14 protein-coding genes are annotated in these 17753 nt (G+C 49.5%); 3 read left to right on the forward strand and 11 right to left on the reverse strand.

Annotated elements, in window-relative coordinates; all coding sequences use genetic code 11:
• Window positions 1-388 precede the first annotated feature (388 nt).
• The 6 genes from NDA01_RS02685 to NDA01_RS02710 all read right to left on the reverse strand — a co-directional run bounded on the left by NDA01_RS02685 (window position 389) and on the right by NDA01_RS02710 (window position 6786).
• Window positions 389-1927: a glycosyl hydrolase family 57 gene (locus NDA01_RS02685; protein WP_348226767.1), complete on the reverse strand. Its 1539-nt coding sequence runs from the start codon at window positions 1925-1927 to the stop codon at window positions 389-391.
• 105 nt (window positions 1928-2032) lie between these two features.
• Window positions 2033-2950 (reverse strand): 3-deoxy-7-phosphoheptulonate synthase, encoded by a 918-nt coding sequence (gene aroF / locus NDA01_RS02690; RefSeq protein ID WP_431193296.1) that lies wholly within the window; start codon window positions 2948-2950, stop codon window positions 2033-2035.
• A 532-nt stretch (window positions 2951-3482) separates the two neighbouring features.
• Window positions 3483-4319 carry an Npun_R2479 family HD domain-containing metalloprotein gene (locus tag NDA01_RS02695; protein WP_348226768.1) on the reverse strand — a complete coding sequence of 279 codons (837 nt, stop codon included), beginning with the start codon at window positions 4317-4319 and terminating at the stop codon, window positions 3483-3485.
• Between the two features lie 120 nt (window positions 4320-4439).
• On the reverse strand, window positions 4440-5150 hold the full coding sequence (locus tag NDA01_RS02700; protein ID WP_348226769.1) for an SDR family oxidoreductase: 711 nt from the start codon (window positions 5148-5150) through the stop codon (window positions 4440-4442).
• Window positions 5151-5347: 197 nt separating this feature from the next.
• Entirely contained in the window at window positions 5348-5860 is a 513-nt protein-coding gene (locus NDA01_RS02705) for a GNAT family N-acetyltransferase (protein ID WP_348226770.1), read from the reverse strand.
• Between the two features lie 20 nt (window positions 5861-5880).
• Window positions 5881-6786, reverse strand: coding sequence for an alpha/beta fold hydrolase (locus NDA01_RS02710; RefSeq protein ID WP_348226771.1), 906 nt, complete (start codon window positions 6784-6786; stop codon window positions 5881-5883).
• A gap of 151 nt (window positions 6787-6937) precedes the next feature.
• Here NDA01_RS02710 and NDA01_RS02715 point away from each other — a divergent pair, with 151 nt between their 5' ends.
• Window positions 6938-8755, forward strand: coding sequence for an S-layer homology domain-containing protein (locus NDA01_RS02715; protein ID WP_348226772.1), 1818 nt, complete (start codon window positions 6938-6940; stop codon window positions 8753-8755).
• Between the two features lie 137 nt (window positions 8756-8892).
• On the opposite strand, the gene NDA01_RS02720 is transcribed toward NDA01_RS02715, so the two are convergent.
• From NDA01_RS02720 to NDA01_RS02740, 5 genes are all read right to left on the reverse strand, one after another.
• Window positions 8893-9282, reverse strand: a complete 390-nt coding sequence (locus NDA01_RS02720) for a hypothetical protein (RefSeq protein WP_190433654.1) — start codon at window positions 9280-9282, stop codon at window positions 8893-8895.
• 92 nt (window positions 9283-9374) lie between these two features.
• Window positions 9375-10523: an EAL domain-containing protein gene (locus NDA01_RS02725; protein WP_348226773.1), complete on the reverse strand. Its 1149-nt coding sequence runs from the start codon at window positions 10521-10523 to the stop codon at window positions 9375-9377.
• A 304-nt stretch (window positions 10524-10827) separates the two neighbouring features.
• Window positions 10828-11754 carry a 15-cis-phytoene synthase CrtB gene (crtB, locus tag NDA01_RS02730; RefSeq protein WP_190433653.1) on the reverse strand — a complete coding sequence of 309 codons (927 nt, stop codon included), beginning with the start codon at window positions 11752-11754 and terminating at the stop codon, window positions 10828-10830.
• 31 nt (window positions 11755-11785) lie between these two features.
• Entirely contained in the window at window positions 11786-13213 is a 1428-nt protein-coding gene (gene pds / locus NDA01_RS02735; RefSeq protein WP_348226774.1) for a 15-cis-phytoene desaturase, read from the reverse strand.
• Between the two features lie 222 nt (window positions 13214-13435).
• The gene (locus NDA01_RS02740) at window positions 13436-15181 is read right to left on the reverse strand and encodes a helix-turn-helix domain-containing protein (protein ID WP_348226775.1); all 1746 of its coding nucleotides are present in this window, start codon (window positions 15179-15181) and stop codon (window positions 13436-13438) included.
• A 149-nt stretch (window positions 15182-15330) separates the two neighbouring features.
• On the opposite strand from NDA01_RS02740, the gene NDA01_RS02745 reads away from it, so the two are divergent.
• Both NDA01_RS02745 and dnaK read left to right on the forward strand, forming a co-directional pair.
• Window positions 15331-15555, forward strand: coding sequence for a hypothetical protein (locus NDA01_RS02745; RefSeq protein WP_348226776.1), 225 nt, complete (start codon window positions 15331-15333; stop codon window positions 15553-15555).
• 97 nt (window positions 15556-15652) lie between these two features.
• The gene (gene dnaK, locus NDA01_RS02750; protein ID WP_190563274.1) at window positions 15653-17680 is read left to right on the forward strand and encodes a molecular chaperone DnaK; all 2028 of its coding nucleotides are present in this window, start codon (window positions 15653-15655) and stop codon (window positions 17678-17680) included.
• The last annotated feature ends 73 nt before the right edge of the window (window positions 17681-17753 follow it).

A 17753-nucleotide genomic window follows, 5' to 3' on the forward strand; every position in this document is an offset into this window, starting at 1 on the left:
CTGTCGAAATGAGAAAACAAACCCTACAACCGAATAAAACTCTTCGAGTACAGCTTACCATACCATTGTTTGATTTAACAGGACTTTGAGCCGCTCAAATGTCTCTGCATTAGTCCAATAATTTTGTTGCAATTAATACAAAAAAATGCAGTCCTACGGAAATTTTAATCGGCTAGTGAATTCAGCCTCCAAGCAAGATTGAAATTGATATTTTTCCTAGACTAATCACTAATTTCAACTAATTTTTTCTGAGGAAAATTAGCTTGATGGAGTGCTAAACACCTAGCCTTGCAACTTTTTATCCGTCGAGAAAGAAACTTTGGGTAAGGAATGCTAGAGCGATCGCCACGACAAACTTCTATCGAATCAGCCGCAACTAAGCAACTCTCTAGAAATGACTGGAGATCCTCTCTTTCCCCCGACTGTAGAGCGTACGGGCATACTCAGTCCACATCCCTTGCCCCCAGTAGTTAAAACAACTGGTTTGGATTAACAGGTTGTAAAGGAGGGCTTGGCGATAACGGGGTTGCTGAGTTAAAGCAGAACTTAACGGATTAGTGTGAGGGTTAGCCTCGCTATTGCCCGATTGAGCTTGCAGGAGGGGATCAAGGGTTTGATGAAACAACGCACTGAGTTTCTGCATAGAAGCCAAAACAGGGTCGTTACCTTGACTCCAGCGCAGAGCATGAGCGGAAGAGACGCCCTCTACCTGAAAACTAGGATCTTCTCGCTTGAGTTCGGTAATGGCCCGCGCGATCGCTTTGGGAGTATCTGCTTCGGAAACTCGCTGCCAAATTCGGTGCTGTCCCTTGGCTTGACAAACCGGATAATCCTCTGGGGTACAACCTGCTGCCTCTACGAGTTCTAGATATTCAGTGCCCGTTAAGCCAACGACACCAAAGTGGCCTTGAGCTTGGGCGCTCATGTCATACCAGGCATTTCGGAAAGTACTTGGAAAGTCATTCATCATAATTCCGCTATTTTCACCATCACCAATTTGCGTTACCAATGGCGGGATAGTGACCTGGCCAACGAGTTGCGGGCCGAGAGTTCTAGCTTTCTGGTAGGGCTGCATTTGACCGACTAGCTGATTGTTAGCACCCTGGGTTTTAATCAGCGCCGTGATGCTAACAGTTTCTCCCTCAGCGTTGCGGGCCACCAATCGATGCGGGAGATGGGGCTGCGATAGCGGTTGGCCTGTGGTGGTTTCTACTGTATCTGCTTGCAAAAGAAGCCAACGATACCCCGCTTCCTTTAAGGCTTTTATGAGTTCAAATAGGGTGTCGGGATGATTGGGAAGGTGCATTTCTGGCAAGGAAAATCCTTTCACTCGTGCTAAAGCATCCCAGCCAAAGATGGCCGCAAAGTGATGTTGCCAAGCTTGAATGTGCAGCTTCAGGTCAGGAATCGGAGTGGTCGAGGCGATCGCGTGACCCCAGAAGGTACCTAGCCACTCGACATACGGGTGGTAAGTGCGATCGCAAGTGATGCGCTTGAGATTTTCTAAAATGTCTCCCCGACCCATCTGGCGCAACCCCCACAAAAGAGTGCCAGAGTAGTCCAGCATGATACGAGGATTGCAACCTTGCCGCACCAGATCAATCATGAAGTCGGCAATGCGGCTGTAGCAGTAGGCAAAGGGACCAGCATTGTGGTTATCTCCTTCGTAGGGATGCTCAAACATATACTGCAAGTTGCTGATCAACTCTCCTTGCGGCCCAGCGGGAATCATGGGCTGGTGCATGTGGAGGGCGATCGCAAACGCAGCGGAGACATCCTGAAGGTGAATATTGGTAGTGGGTAGAAAAATGGGGCGATCGTGCTGCACCACCGATCGCACTTCTGCCTCCCAGCCAGAAATATTGGGCAATCCATCAATCAGTTCTGGAAGCAGCGGCAGACTAGCTGCTTGACTGAGGGCAGGCATAAAGCTGAAGTCTCATTTCAGGGAATAAAGGCATATTCCTCTATATGCTGATCATGAGGCAAGCCTTTGAAGTAAGTGTTTGGAATCTGCTTTGCTACTTGTTTGTTACTTGACACCCACCATTCCCGCTAAAACTGGAACTAGAGGACGGGTATTCATTTCTGCAATGCCTCGCCCAACCGCAACCGCGATCGGCTTCAAGCTAGCGACTAGTTCCGCCATCTCTTCTAAAGAGAGGGCTTGGCGAGCATCCGAGACTGATTGCTCTGGTTCAGGGTGGCACTCAATGATCAGGCCATCAGCACCACAGGCGATCGCGGCTCTCGCTAGATCTGCTACTAGTTCGCGCTTTCCAGCGGCATGGCTCGGATCAACAATGATCGGCAGATGGGTGATTTGCCTTAGGGCAGCAACCGCACCCAAGTCGAGGACGTTGCGGGTGTAGGTGTCGAAACTGCGAATTCCCCGCTCACACAGCACTACGTTAGGGTTGCCGTGAGCCAGGATGTATTCCGCTGCCAGAACGAATTCTTCAATCGTGGCGGAGAGACCCCGCTTCAGCAAAATCGGTTTCCCTGCTTGGCCTAGCGCTTTAAGCAAGTCGTAGTTCTGCATGTTGCGGCTACCAATCTGCAACATATCAGCCTGAGCAGCAATTTCCTCAATCTGAGAAATCGCCATCACTTCAGTCACTACAGGCAAGTGGTAGCGCTGCCGCACCGTGGCTAAAATCTCCAAGCCTTCCAAACCCATACCTTGAAAAGCGTAGGGAGAGGTACGAGGCTTGTAAACTCCACCCCGCAAGGCTTGGATCGGGGCTGTGAGTAAGCGGCTAGCCACAGCTTCCATTTGGGCTAAATTTTCTACAGTGCAAGGGCCACCGACAATCAGCAGATCTTTACCGCCAACGGTCACGTGATCAGACAGTTGAATCACGCTTTTGTGGTTGGCGTCGGCTTTGCTAGCGAGTTTGGCGTTTAACATGATGGGTCTCCGAGAGAGTAAAGAAGTGAGAGATAACAAAAAACCCGGAACCTTGTGAGAGTTCCGGGTCGTGCAGTAAGCAGCATGGCGACTTTACCCGGAACTCCTGGTCCAAAAGTAAAAGCTATAAAACCAGCTTCCCCAAAAAGAAAGACGCAGGTAGGAAATACACTGCGTCTTGAGGGAATCACCAAAGCTGATGGCACACAGACTAGCTGCGGCCACTTGAGAAATTGCTTTAGTGTGGGGAGTCGTCACGAGTTTGAGTCCTGCCTATATGTTTGGGATGAAATCTGTCCTTAAAAAGCAAAAGACCGCAGAGCCTGTTGTCTGCGGTCCACCTGGAGAATCAGCAAAAGCCGGATTCACTCCAAGTGAACCTCCATAAACCAAAAATAAAAGTATCTGCTGCGAAGAGATAGCATCTGCGAAAAAATCTTTTGCGAGTTTTTAAGCCTTATCCACTGACGCTAACAGAGAAAAACCAACATCGTCAACCCCCTGCTTGGAGTAATTCTTTTGGAAGCTTGATGGAGGAGAGAGGCGATCGCGCTTTTTCTAAACTCCTTCCTTAAATTACCGCTGGGCCATGTTCTACCACAAAAACATTGGCGTAAAGATTGGCGATAATTTGTTGGCCTTGTTGAGTTAATTGCAGATAAGTAAGGGCGTTTTCTACGTAGCGGTAAACCACATTCCAGAAGAACTTTGGGTAGCCTTGCCGTAGGTCACCGGGATGGTGATAACCCAAATGTTTGTTGGTGCCGTTTTCTTCAAATTCGTAAAACAGCGCATTGATTTTTTGCAAATAACGAACATCACTCAGTTGACCAATTAAATCTGCGGCTCTGAGCAAACCGGGGTAGTTAATTGTGTCTTGATGGTCGCTGTCGTTTGGCACTGGGAAACGGGTAAGTTCAATATTGCGCTTAATTTCTTCGGCGTCAATTAGTGGGTGTCCACCAAACCGCTCCTCAATAAACAGCTTGCCGCGATCGATGTGGTAAGGCGTGAGACTGGCATCGGTCGCTCCGGGTGGTAGAGAAATCATTGTGTCGCCCATACCCGTGGCGTATAAACCTAGGCGATCGCGACGACAAACCCCTTTGATATAGCCAATGTCGTGGCATAGCAGGGAAATCATGCAGTGCAGCCAATCATCGCAGGAGACCCCTCCATCCCGGATATGCTTACCCCGTAAGATTTCCTGCCCTACCAACGTGACGAGAATCGTGTGCTCTACGTTGTGGTAGAGCGCATCACTGTTGGCAATATTCTCCAGGGCCATGCTCCCTACCCAGGCAATGATCTCCTGGTATTCGGATTTCCAGCCGCCATAGGTACGTTGGTAGGCACTTCTGAGTTGTTCTAAAAAGTTTTCGATTAAAAGTTCTGTGGCGTTAAACATGCTAGATTGCTGTCTCCCAAACCCGCGATCGCCTTAGTGTCATTAAGCAGCCATGTTCTAAGTTTGCCCCAGTGATCATGGGTGAGCACAGAAATAGCTAAATCTCATTTGTAAGATGCTTTACCAGGGAATGGGTTGGCGATCGCGGAAGAAACCTCCGGTGGGGCCACCATCCGGTAGAGTGGCTAACCAGGCGATCGTGTCTGCTCCTTGCTCTGGGGTACGAGGGGCATCAGGGCCACCCATATCTGTTCTTACCCAGCCGGGACACACCGAGTTCACTAAAATATTGCTCCCTTGCAACTCATTCGCCAGAATGCGAGTTAAAGCATTGAGAGCCGTTTTCGACATTCGATAACTAGGATAGCCACTGTTCATCTCGCTCAATTGCCCCGCCCCAGAAGAGACATTCACCACTCGGCCATATCCCCGAATTTGCATCAGCGGAATGAGTGCCTGGGAGAGCAGAATCGGGCCATAAAGATTGGTCTGTAAGGTTTGCGCCAGTGTCTCAATTTGTAGATTAAAGAGACTGCCATTGTCAAAATCAAGGCCGATGCCAGCATTATTGACCAGAATTTCTAGATGGCCAAATTGGTCACGAACAAACTGGGCGAGTTGTTGCACACTGGCCGCATCAGTCACATCTAAGGGATGATATCCAACCTCAAACCCCTCAGACTGCAACTGCTGAACGACAGCCTGCCCCTTCGCCTGATCACGACTCGTGAGAATGATATAAACGCCTTGCTTAGCTAATTGCCGCGACGTTTCCAAACCCAAACCTCGATTTGCACCCGTCACCACAGCAATTTTGCGATCGCTAGCCATCGTTCCCTCCTGTTGCAACCGTCACCACTCGCCCCTCATTACACAATCAAAAGCGATCGCCCGCATCCCATCACAGAGAGAAGTTCGCGAAAACCCGAGCACACTTTTTGAGGGAGCCTGAGGGACGCAACCGTCCTTCAGCGAGGGTTTGGAAGCGTTTACCCCCAAAGGTTCGGTTTCAACTAGCTTAAACAATGCTAAGAGTCAGCAGGCTTATAAATGGCATAAACCCGAATCGGCTTGTCCGACAAAATCACATCTTTTTCATACGTTAAACCCACTCGCAGCGCCACCTGCTGCGAAGCCAAATTGTGAGGATCGATCAGAGAAATCAAGCGATCGCACCCCACCGTATTGAACCCATAATCTCGAATCGCCGTAGCTGCTTCCGTCGCCAATCCCTGCCCCCAATAAGCGTGGGCAAGTAAATAGCCAATCTCAACTTGGCCTTGTCCCTCAATGGTCTGAGGAATCAGCCCACAACGACCTATTAATCGGCGATCGCCCTTATGGATCGCCGCCCACAGCCCAAAACCGTATTCCCGATAGTTTTGGATGATGCGCTCAATATGCTGCTGTGTGGTCTCGTAAGAGCGAACCCCACCCAAATAAGTCATGACAGCAGGGTCAGCATACATCGCTGCTAGGTCATCCACGTCATCCTGAGTGAATTGTCGTAAAAGCAGGCGTGGCGTTTCAAAGACCGTCATGAGTTTTCCAGGGCATGAGTTTACAAAGCCGTTTCTGCGAGCCAATCCAAAATTAGAGCATTCACCACTTCTGGTCGCTCATCGTGTGGGCAGTGGCCTGTGTCAGGAATGGCGACAAAACGCACTGGAGGCACATCTTCCCCAGGTTCGCGATCGCTCAGCTTTCGGTAAACCTCTGCTCCTCTGATCGGAGTCCAAGGGTCACGTTCTCCCCACAGCACCAGCAAAGGGCACTGGACTTGGGGCAGCAATTCTGTGGGAGTAGGGCCAGGAGGGGCCGTCAGAATAGACGCAAAGACCCGTTGGGCACCTTCGTCGCAGGATGGGGCATAAAGCAAGTCTACGAGTTCATCCGTCACCGCTTCAGCATTGCGATAAACCTGACGCAACGTGTTCCGAATGCGATGTTTTTGGCGAACTCGGTTAAACAAAAACGGACCAAATCGGGGAGAACTGACCAGTTTGGTAAAAGTGGCCATAATCAAGCGCAAGGGCAGCACCAGTTCATCGGGGCGATGATTTAGCCCTCCCGCACAATTGAGCAGCACGCCTCCAGCAGCAATTTCGGGATGATTAGCCAGCACCATTAAGCTCAGCAAGCCACCAATGGAGTTACCCACAAAAACAGCAGGTTGCTGAATCTGGTCTTCCCAAAAGTCTTGGAGCAGCGCTTGCCAGAGTTCTAAGTTGTATTCAATATCTGGCTTGGCCGAGCCACCAAACCCCAGTAGATCCAAGGCAAACACTCGGTAGCCACCCGCTGCCAAAACTGGAATATTGTTGCGCCAATGGCCAATGGAGGCTCCAAAACCATGAATCAGCACCAGTGGGCGTCCAGTGCCCATGACGGTGTACTGGATCGGGTAGCCGCGCCAAGTCCAAGTCAGTTTTTCAAAAATATTGGTCTTTGTTAACTGCTGGGTCATTCCCACTATCTTCTTAAGATTTGTAAATAGTCTTCGTTCATCATATATTTTTTGGCCTACGCTCAGCCATAAAGACCTCTAAGGCATCAATCAGGGAACATATACCAATTAAAAACCGTCCCTTTAACCGTTTACGTGAGTGTGAGGATCTATGAATCAAGGCATTTTGGCCTCTTTGGGCAAGCTGTTTTTGGCTGCCACGATTTTGTCGATGACTGCCTTTGCTCCAGCAAATGCTGTAACTTCGGAAGCTGAGGCTACGAATTCACCTGTTACTAGCCAACAGCTTTCTACAGAGCAGTCTGGCGAGTTGCTCATCAGTCAGTCAGACGATGACGACGATAGTGATGATGGTGACGATGACAGCGACGATGATGGTGGAGACGACGATAGCGACGACGATGATGGCGATGACGATGGTGGCGAGGAAGTCGAACTATCTGAAGGCGCTTCCAGAACTATCCTCCAACAAATCTCTACCAGCCAGAAGATATCACTTGCTAGCCTGCGAATCGCTAGAGCAGAGAGAGTAGAGTGGTCCGATGGTTGTTTGGGTCTGGGGGGTGCTGGTGTTGGTTGCACCCAGGCGATCGTTCCAGGCTACCGGGTTTTTGTAGAAGGTGATAACAAAACTTGGGTCTTCCGCACCAATGCCACTGGCTCTCAAGTTGTGTATGACGAGGCTGCAACTCGGACCGTTGCTAGTCAGACTACTAGTTCCACTCAAACTACTGAAACTCGTCAAACCACCACAACTACACAATCTAGCAGCAGCCAAGTTAGATTTACTCAAGCGATCGCCACCTCTGTATACCAAGCGATCACGGCTCGTAGCCAAGTCCAAGCGACTCAACTGCGGGTGGTTTCCGTCCAACAAGAGACTTGGTCTGATAGCTGCTTAGGTGTTCCTGGCACTGCATCTACCTGCACTCCTGGTGATGTTCCTGGTTTCCGAGTAGTTGTAGCCAGCTCCGAGGAAGTTTGGGTATATCGTACCAACGCGACTGGCTCAGTATTGGCATTCGACCAAGCTGCCACCCAAACTCTAATGGCTCGCCTAACCAGCCAATCTACTACTGGCCAAGGTACTACTTCTACTGGCCAGCAAACCGGTGGTCAGCAAACCACGACCAGCACTACCCAAGGTAGCTTTACGGATGTTTCTCGTAGCTACTGGGCCTATGAGTTCATCGCTCGCTTGGCTCAACAGAATATTGTTGAGGGCTTCCCGGACAATACCTTCCGTCCTAGCGAAGCAGTTACTAAGGCTCAATTTGCCGCAGTGTTGCGCAAAGCCTTTGACCAAAGAGCCGTTCGCGAAGCCATTGAGTTTCGTGATGTCTCCACTAGTTATTGGGGTTACACCGCTGTTCGCGAAGCTTACTCGATGGGCTTCTTTGGTGCTGATAGCGATCGCCTCTTCAACCCCACTGCTCGTCTGACTCGTCTGGATGTGTTGGTAGCCTTAGCCAGAGGCTTAAACTACACCTCCGTCAGCAGCACCAGCACTGTTGCAACCTTGCTGCAAGGTTATGGGGATGCAGCTACTATTCCTGCTGATGTCCGGACGCTAATCGCGGCCCTGACCGAGCGGGGAATCGTGATCAACTATCCCAACACCAATCGCTTAGAACTCAACCGCGTAGCAACTCGCGCAGAAGTTTGTGCGTTCTTGTACCAAGCTTTGGTTAGCACAGGTAAAGCTCAAAGCTTCTCTTCTCCCTATGTGATTCAGCAGGGCACCACCCAAACTGAAACTCAAACCGAGCAAGAGACCGAAACTGAGCAAGAGACCGAAACTGAGCAAGAAACTCAGACTCAAGAGCAAGACGACGAGAAAGAGGGCAAGCAAAACTGTAACCAAGGCATTGGTAACGGTGCCGAGGGTTGCGATCCAGGCAACTCTAGCCCCCGTGGTGGCAGCAATGACGAAGGTGGCCGCACCCCTGGTCAGGCTCCCTCTCGCTAAATAAGTTCTGGCTAAGAACTGCCGATTGAAAGAATGAAGCTAGTAGGGGCACCTCTTGTAGGTGCCCTTTCATTTTCGAGGGCAGACAATCTACCCCTACCGATCGCCCTGGTTTTGAGGCTTACCAGCAGTTGATTTCAACCAATGGGTACCTTTAGCCACTCTTGTAGGTGCGATCGCAGTTGTTGACAAAATTCTGGACGGCGGTCAAACCATTCGGTGCGGATCGGTTTGCGCTCGGCATCTAAGGTCCAGCCATAGTCGCTGCTGAGACGTAATTTATCTTGCCAGTCTGCCACAGAGACGATTAGTTGATTGGCAGGACTGTTGTCGTAGTTATGCACTCGAAACACGTAGTTAAACGTATTTTGTTTCGCTGCGGCAACGGTCGAAGGCTGACCAAACTTTTCCTGAAGGCGCGATCGCATTTGCTCAATGAGCCCTGGATCGGGGATATCCTCGAGAGTACGAACCGCTAAGGTGAGAGCGAAATAAAAATCTTCAACAGGCACAAATTCGAGTTGCATGAATCGTCGCAGGGCTTGGACTCCATCTACTATGCAAGCTGGAGGGGCCTTAATGCAACCTCGGAGGGCCATCTAGAGCTGCCAGTTACCAATTAGCTAATGGCATGGGTAAGGCGGGGTTGGCGGCTGTTAAATGCGGCTAGCTTAGCAGCAAATAGAGGCGCGATCGCGGGTCGGCGATTGATCAGAGGACAAAAACTAGAAATATCCAATCTCTGCTGTTGCAGTGTCACTTCGGGTTTAGCTAGCCCAAAGCCTTGACCAAAATCAACGCCTAGATCCCGACAAAAAGCAATATCTTCAGCCGTTTCCAAACCCTCGGCCACGACTAAAATGCCCATTTCGTGGGCTGAGTAAAGAAGGCTCTTGAGCAGAATTTGCTGGACTGGATGGCGGCTGCAACCTTGCACGAGCTGACGATCTAGCTTGATCACATCCGGGTGGAGAGCCATGAAATAATGATCGATCGCAACTTGCCCCCCTAAGTCATCAATGGCGACTCCAAACCCGTAGTCTCGAATTTGATGAATTAAGCGTGAGAGGTCTGGATGTTGAATCAGCGCTTCTACTTCGGTTAACTCGAAAACAATCTGCTGTGGTTGCAACCCTAGAGCCAGAACTTGTTGCAAATTGCGCTCTAAAGATTTAGGCCCTTGCAAAATGGCGTTGGGGAGCACGTTGATAAAAAAGGTTTGGCCATTGCTTACCTGCGCGATCGCATTGATGCAAGTTTCACGAGCCAGCTCATCAAATTCATGGGTGCAATGAGTTGAGAGGGCCGCATCTAAAATCTGTTTGCCATTGAAGTATTGACCTTGACCCTGCACCGCCCGCGCCAAACATTCATAAGCCAGCACCTCGCCGGAAGCCAAGTTATAAATGGGCTGATACTTAAAGACAAAAGCGCGATCGGCTAAGGCTTGAAAAAACCATTGATGCTTGATCGGCACCGTAACACTGCTCAGCGGTTGAGCGTGCAGAAATTCAATCAATAGTGCTTTCGACTGGAGGGGCGATCGCGTCAGAATAAAGCGAGAATCGGCTTGTCCAGTTTCCGAGAGCCTCTGGCTGATTTGGCAAAAAACTCCTCGGAGTTGGCTTTCATCGAGCACCAAGCAGAGCAGTTGTGGAACATCAGGAATCGGTTGCAAGCCTAGCTCACAGAAGAAGGCATGCGCTTCTGTGTCATTCGGTTGAACCACCAGGTGGAGCACTTCGGTTAGTAGGCTGGTATCACGCACTACTCGGATCTTCCCTTGCGTTACGCACTATCCTTGTATGAGGCAACAATCGTCCTTTAACGTAAGCGAATCAATTGCTTTTGAAGAGTGTTAAAAAACACAATTAACAAACAATAAAGACGCTTTTTGAGGAAAACGGCAGAAATCGCCAACGTCACTACTTCAGGAAAGCTCTAGCCTGCCGTTGCTAGTTCTGCCTCTCGCACAGACATCCCCATCATAGCCAGAATCACGAGCCTGTAAACCGTGAAAACAAAAGTAGATCACAACTGTAGTGTGATCTAAAGCACAGAAAAAGAATAATTTAGAGCGCCTTAGAGCGTAACCAAGCAACTGGCAGGCACATTAGTTTCCGAGGGCCTCTAACGTAAGCCCGCTGCTGAAACACATCGTACTGGTTACTTTCGATCGCGTTGAGAATTTGGCTATAGAGTCCTGTAGCTGCCCAAACTGGCCAGCGAGCATCAGGACTGAGCCGACTAATGCCTCTTTCTGCTTGGGCATAAAACTTGCGGGCCCGCTGAATCTGGAAGCGCATCAATCCTCGCCAGCGCTCATCTACGACCCCATTAAATAGATCTTGCTCGGTGTAGTTGAATAAGGCTAAGTCTTCTAAAGGCAAATAGATTCTGCCGCGCCGTGCATCTTCACCCACATCACGCAGAATATTGGTGAGCTGGTTTGCCACCCCCAGCGCGATCGCTTCTTCGATGGGTCCTTGAGGCGTGTTGCGGTCCCAGGGAGCGGTGCGATAGGTGGTGTCTACGCCCATCACCGCTGTAGACATCAGCCCAACTGTACCTGCGACTCGATAGCAATAAAGATTTAGCTCTTCAAACGTCTCATAGCGGCTGCGATACAAATCCATCTGCTGCCCCGCAATCATGTCGCGGAACGGCTGAATATCCTGGGGAAACCGCTCTAAGGTATCCACTAAGGCGACATCGGGGTCTTCCAGCGGATGTCCGGCGAAAACCGACTCTAATTGCTGCTCCCAGCGATCGAGTGTTTCCGGTGTTGTCTGTGCTGCCTGCGGCCCATCGACTAACTCATCAGTGCGACGGCACCAAACATAAATTGCCCAGATTGCACGACGCTTTGCCTCTGGCATCAAGAGCGTGCCGAGGTAAAAGGTTTTAGAATACTTTGCCGTAATTTGGCGGCAAAATTCGTAGGACTCCTCTAAAGAGGCCAGAGTTCTCACACGAGGGGAATCAGGCAGTTGCAGCATGTCCTTCGGGGCGCTTCGCTAACGTCGCAGGCTAGGCAGTAGTGGTTTGCAGGGACTTCCGCCCTGGAGCTGGAGCAGCTGAATTGGGATGAGCAGAAGCGATCGCCTGCGCTGTCAGCTTACCAGAAAGTACGGCCCCCTCCATACTGGCTAGATAGCGTTGCATTGTATAGTCTCCCGTTAGATAGAAATTGCTAATGGGAGTCGTTTGGGTAGGACGGCATGCTTGGCGTCCTGGTGTCGCCTTGTACACGGAGCGGGGAGTCTTCACGACTTTGTACTTTAGTAACTTGGCAGGGTCATCGCCGACAAAATGATCGGGGAAGAGCTTTTCGATCTCCAGCATCGTGGCGGCGATAATCTCTTCGTCAGATTTGGTAATCCAATCTTTAGCAGGAGCCAAGACCAATTCCAGCATGGAGCGATCGGGGTTCTCGTATTCGCGGCAGGTGTTGCTCATGTCGGCGTAGACGCTGAGCAGGGGCGATCGCGAAAACAACAGATGATCCACGTCAGTCAGTTTGCGATCGAACCACATGTGCAAGTTGATCACAGGTACGCCTTCTAAGCCATCGAGCTTTTTGAAGTAGTCCATCTGCTTCCAAGGCTGGGGTAGGATCACCTTCAGCGGATCAACGGGCATCGCAGAGATATACAAATCAGCGGTTAGGGTTTCGTCGGGTGCGCCATCTAACCCACGAATCACAAAGTGCTTCACCGTGTTGTCTTCATTCAGCACAATTTCTTTCAGCGGAGCCTTCAGGCGAACCTGACCACCGCGCTCCGTGACGTAATCTACCATCGGTTGACAGAGCCGTTCCGGTGGCGCTCCATCCAAGAATGCCATTTTGGAGCCGTAACGTTCTTGCAAGAAGCGGTTGAGGGCAGTTAGCACTACCGTCGCAGAGATCTCATCAGGATCAATAAAGTTGAGGGCTTTGGCCATCGCGATGAACACTTCTTTCTCAACGCGAGGTGGCACGTTTTGCTTCTTTAGCCACTCGGAGAAGGAGTATTTGTCCATCTCTTCGACATAGTTCTGACCTTTAACCATCGCGGGAATCAGACCCAAGCCGAAACGGATCTTTTCTCCCCAAGTCAGCATGTCGTTGTTCCGCAGAATGGCAGTGACGCCATTGATGGGAGCAGGAATATCGGGAAAGTCAAACCGTGAATAGGTGCCCGGAGCGGTGGGCTGGTTGAAGATCATGGTGTGCTCTTTCCACTGCAACCGATCTTCAATGTTCAATTCTTTAAACAGTTGCAGCACGTTAGGGTAGGCACCAAAGAAGATGTGCAACCCAGTCTCATACCAGTCGCCATCTTCATCTTTCCACGCAGCTACCTTCCCACCCAATACGTCTCGGCTTTCCAAGACGATCGGGGTGTGCCCCGCATCAACCAAATATTTGGCGCAGGAAAGCCCTGCTAAGCCTGCTCCAGCGATCGCAACTCGCATGTAACCTACCGCTCTTCAGAATTTTTTAACGGTTTCCCGCTCCTCATTATACGTTGCAAACCGTTACATATTGAAGTCTTAGTAAAGTTAATCGCTCAAATCGCTGTTTTCTACCCTCTGGTCGTTGATCGCTATCCAGGTAGGGGGGATTGCTTACTGGTGCAGTAAGATCGATCGCATCTTTTGTCTTACGGGCGATCGTGCTACTGCTGCTTCCGTTTCTCAATTTCGGCGATCGGTGAGCGTATTTCCGCTACAAGATTGATCTAGGGTGAGGCTGTAACAACTTCTCTCGCTGATTTCCAAGCTATCTATGGCCTGTTCAACCGTTTTGGCAGATTGAGTCATTCGTAACTGATTAAAGATCAAACTCGCCCGCTGAAGTTTTTTCCTACTCCCTTGAAAATTTCTTCTACTTTCTTCTGAATTTCCTAGCTGGTGGCAAGTAATTCCAAGCTGATGAAGTATTATCCCTGAGTCATAGGCCAGATGAGCAAAGTTTACAACCGTTGTAAATACATCGGGGCTGATTTTTTCACTTCGTTCTAATTCAAGTATCTCCGAAAGATCCAGTACAGATGTTTCTAGAATTTGTCCAAGAATTTCTATTAATAGAATTAGCCTGTCTTCGAAATCTTGGTACTCATACATCATTTTTATTAGAAAAAATGATGCCTCACGCTTGGCTACACTCCAGGCTGCAGGATTGAGCTGAAGCCTTTCTCTTGCCTCTTCTCTAAATATGGGATGGAGATAATAGCTTAAACCTTGGGTTTTCATGAGTGATCTGGATATTAAAGCATCAAGAGCTCTTTGCTTTTGTTTACCTGTTAGATCCCAAGCTAAACGAAATACTCCTTCTTTGTTTATATAGGGAATGCATTCATAGCGATAACATCCAAGACGGCAGAGAAGGCTATAGGCTTGATAATCGTCCTGCTTGATCTTTTCAAATTGTCTTTTGACTAGATTTTCGAGCTTAGGGTTTATTGTTAAATCTGTGCGATTGGCTTGCCAATAAAGATCGGAATTTCCTTGGAAGGAGATTTTTATATCACTACTAAACAGAGACATTGCTTCTGCATTGCCTCCATAAGCACGATGCATCTCGTTCAAAGTGGATTCAGAAATTTGAATGCCTTGGTACTCAAAATACTCTTTCCAGTCTTCATGGAGCAGTCCTTGTAATTGATAAACTTGAATCTTAATACCGTATTCGCTTAAAGCTTCTCGGCTGGTAATAAGCGTTACCGAATTTGTGCTAGACAAGGCTAAAAGCAGCTCTGAATAGTAGCAACGATGTGGTTCAATAAGTTCGCCATTAACGAGGACTGATTCAAGATTGTCAATAAGAACCCCAACCCTGTGAGCTTTTAACTGCTCTTTGAATTGTTCTAAGGCTGCTCTAAAACTCTGCTCTGGTTGCAATTTGAAGTGGGATTTTAGCTTATACCTAATCCAATCATCTGCTGAATAGATGCTCTGAGAGCCTGCTCCTACTGATAGCTCTAAAACATCCAAACCCTTTTGTTTAAACCATTTGCGAGCAAATGTTGTTTTTCCTATGCCTCCTTCTGCTTGAATTAGAATGACTTTTGTGGCTTTAACAAGATTGCTGATATCTTCCGTGGCTTCTTGCCGTCCCACAAAATACTCTGATTCGGAACTGAGCGAACTCTTTTGCACTAACTTATTAATCTCGGAATCTTCCCTTTGCTCTTGCTCTAATAATTCAGGTTCTTCATCTTGAGTCAACTCAGCAATATCTTGCCAATCTAAATCGAGTTGCTCACAAATCTCGATAAAGATGTAACGCGCAACTGTTCTACCGTTGAAAAAGTTTCCTATAGGCTGACGAGATACTCCTAGCTCCTCCTGTAAAGCCTTTTGAGTTCCAAACCTTTTACCTAAAGCCCTTTTGACTTTTTTGAGAGCCTCTACTGATACTTGGAGCGATCGCCCAGCCATAACACAAGCACAAAACTTGTGCCTATTTTAGCCCTGCTTAGAGAAGTCATACCTAATACAGGCAAAGGTCAGACGTTTATCAAACTCGATTCAAACTTGATCACAGACATGGGCCTAAGAAGCTAAAGAGGTAGTGATGCAAACGACTCATGAACCTCATCCTATTATTGGTGCTTGAGCGGTTGGCTGATAAAGTGCTTGACAAGCTCTTGGAGAAGTTGATCAGCGATCGCAACCTAAAGCATCTATATAATGTCCTCAAACTTCAGATTGTGATGTTGTATTTAGATTGGCAGCTAACGCGATCGCAAATGGCCGATCCTGGAGAGGGGAAAATAGGGCGGAAACCCGAACCTAGTCTACCGACGGATTGATGGGTACCCTAGCACTGCGCAGCCTCGCTAGCAAGATAGAATGAATCCAGCAAATGATCTCAACAATAGTTAAGATACGCGGGGAGAATTTCAACGCATGGGTAAAGTAGTCGGCATTGACCTGGGTACGACAAACTCAGTGGTTGCCGTCATGGAGGGCGGAAAGCCAGTGGTCATTGCCAATGCCGAAGGCATGCGGACTACCCCCTCAGTGGTCGGCTTTAGCAAAGAAGGTGAATTGTTAGTCGGGCAAATGGCTCGGCGGCAAGCAGTCTTGAACCCGCAAAACACCTTCTATGGGGTCAAGCGATTCATTGGGCGGCAATATGCCGAGTTGAGTCCAGAGTCCAAGCGAGTTCCCTACACCATTCGCAAGGACGATCGCGGCAACGTCAAAATTAAATGTCCCCGACTGGATAAAGACTTTGCGGCTGAAGAGATCTCAGCAAAAGTTCTGCGAAAATTAGCCGATGATGCGGGGCGCTACTTGGGTGAGTCTGTGACAGGGGCGGTGATTACGGTTCCTGCCTACTTCAACGACTCCCAGCGCCAAGCCACCCGTGATGCGGGACGAATTGCGGGTTTGGAAGTGCTGCGAATTCTCAACGAACCCACCGCTGCATCCCTCGCCTACGGTTTAGATCGTCAACAAAGCCAAACGGTATTAGTGTTTGACTTGGGTGGCGGCACGTTTGACGTATCTATCTTGGAAGTTGGGGAAGGTGTGTTTGAAGTTAAATCCACCAGTGGCGACACCCAGCTGGGCGGCAATGACTTTGACAAAAAGATTGTCGATTGGCTAGCCGAGCAGTTTCTAGAAGAAGAAGGCGTGGATCTGCGCCGCGATCGCCAAGCCCTGCAACGTCTTACCGAAGCAGCAGAAAAAGCCAAGATCGAGCTGTCTGGTGTCACCGTCACCGAAATCAACTTGCCTTTCATTACTGCCACCGCTGATGGGCCGAAGCACTTAGAAACTAAACTGACGCGATCGCTGTTTGAGGGACTGTGTGGCGATTTAGTCAGTCGCTTACGAATTCCCGTGAAGCGGGCGCTTTCCGATGCCACTATGTCTCCGGGCGATATTGACGAGGTGATTTTGGTGGGTGGCTCCACTCGGATTCCGATGGTGCAACAACTGGTGCGGGGCTTGATCGATCGCGAACCCAACCAGAACGTCAACCCCGATGAAGTAGTCGCAGTCGGAGCAGCGATTCAAGCAGGGATTTTGGCGGGAGAAGTCAAAGATATTCTGCTGCTGGATGTGACTCCGCTCTCTCTCGGTCTGGAAACCATTTCTGGAGCGATGAAGAAGTTGATTCCGCGCAACACCACAATTCCGGTCCGCAAATCTGACATTTTCTCCACTGCCGAAAACAATCAGACCGTGGTGGAAATCCATGTGCTGCAGGGTGAACGTGAGATGGCCTCGGATAACAAATCTCTAGGGCGGTTCAAGCTGAGTGGCATTCCCCCAGCTCCTAGAGGGCTGCCCCAAGTACAGGTATCTTTTGATATTGATGCCAACGGGATTTTGCAAGTGACCGCGCTCGATCGCACCACAGGCCGCGAGCAAACCATCGTCATCCAAGAAGCTTCAAATCTCAGCGAAGCCGAAGTTCAGAAAATGATTCGGGAAGCGGAGCAATTTGCGGATGCCGATCGCCAACGCCGCGATCGCGTGGAGAAGCGAACCCGTTCAGAAGCGCTTACCTTTGAAGCGGAGCGAGAGTTGCGGCAAGTCGCGCTCGACTATGGCATGTACTTTGCCAGCGACAAGCGCCGCCGAATCGAAGTCTTGATTCAAGAACTACGGGAAGCTCTGGAATCTAACGACGAGCGCAGCGTGGATTTGGCCCAGGCGAATCTGCAAGATGCGCTGTACAATCTCAAGCGAGAAGCGTATCAATACGCCCAGGCCGAAGAGGAAGAAGACGACTTCTTTGGGTCGATCCGCCGGACAATTACGGGTGACTCGCCTCGTGATTCCCGCCGCGATTATGATGACAGCTTTGATACGCCCTACCGCAGACCTGGTTCTGGCTCTGCCTATGGCGTGGGTGCAGGCCGTTCTGGGCCTAATTACCAGAATGACAACTGGGACGAAGATGACGATGACTGGCTCTAATAGGTTTTTGGGTGTGGGGAGCTAGGTTTGAACGCCGACTACTAGCTCCTCACAATCAACAACGGACAATCAA

It is taken from the genome of Trichocoleus desertorum AS-A10 (genome assembly GCF_039962155.1).
Taxonomy (GTDB): Bacteria; Cyanobacteriota; Cyanobacteriia; order FACHB-46; family FACHB-46; genus Trichocoleus.

Coding starts and splice junctions, on each gene's coding strand:
- NDA01_RS02685 (WP_348226767.1), bottom strand. CDS start 1,927: ATGCCTGCCCTCAGTCAAGCAGCTAGTCTGCCGCTGCTTCCAGAACTG.
- NDA01_RS02695 (WP_348226768.1), bottom strand. CDS start 4,319: ATGTTTAACGCCACAGAACTTTTAATCGAAAACTTTTTAGAACAACTC.
- NDA01_RS02700 (WP_348226769.1), bottom strand. CDS start 5,150: ATGGCTAGCGATCGCAAAATTGCTGTGGTGACGGGTGCAAATCGAGGT.
- NDA01_RS02705 (WP_348226770.1), bottom strand. CDS start 5,860: ATGACGGTCTTTGAAACGCCACGCCTGCTTTTACGACAATTCACTCAG.
- NDA01_RS02710 (WP_348226771.1), bottom strand. CDS start 6,786: ATGACCCAGCAGTTAACAAAGACCAATATTTTTGAAAAACTGACTTGG.
- NDA01_RS02715 (WP_348226772.1), top strand. CDS start 6,938: ATGAATCAAGGCATTTTGGCCTCTTTGGGCAAGCTGTTTTTGGCTGCC.
- NDA01_RS02720 (WP_190433654.1), bottom strand. CDS start 9,282: ATGCAACTCGAATTTGTGCCTGTTGAAGATTTTTATTTCGCTCTCACC.
- crtB (WP_190433653.1), bottom strand. CDS start 11,754: ATGCTGCAACTGCCTGATTCCCCTCGTGTGAGAACTCTGGCCTCTTTA.
- pds (WP_348226774.1), bottom strand. CDS start 13,213: ATGCGAGTTGCGATCGCTGGAGCAGGCTTAGCAGGGCTTTCCTGCGCC.
- NDA01_RS02740 (WP_348226775.1), bottom strand. CDS start 15,181: ATGGCTGGGCGATCGCTCCAAGTATCAGTAGAGGCTCTCAAAAAAGTC.
- NDA01_RS02745 (WP_348226776.1), top strand. CDS start 15,331: ATGAACCTCATCCTATTATTGGTGCTTGAGCGGTTGGCTGATAAAGTG.
- dnaK (WP_190563274.1), top strand. CDS start 15,653: ATGGGTAAAGTAGTCGGCATTGACCTGGGTACGACAAACTCAGTGGTT.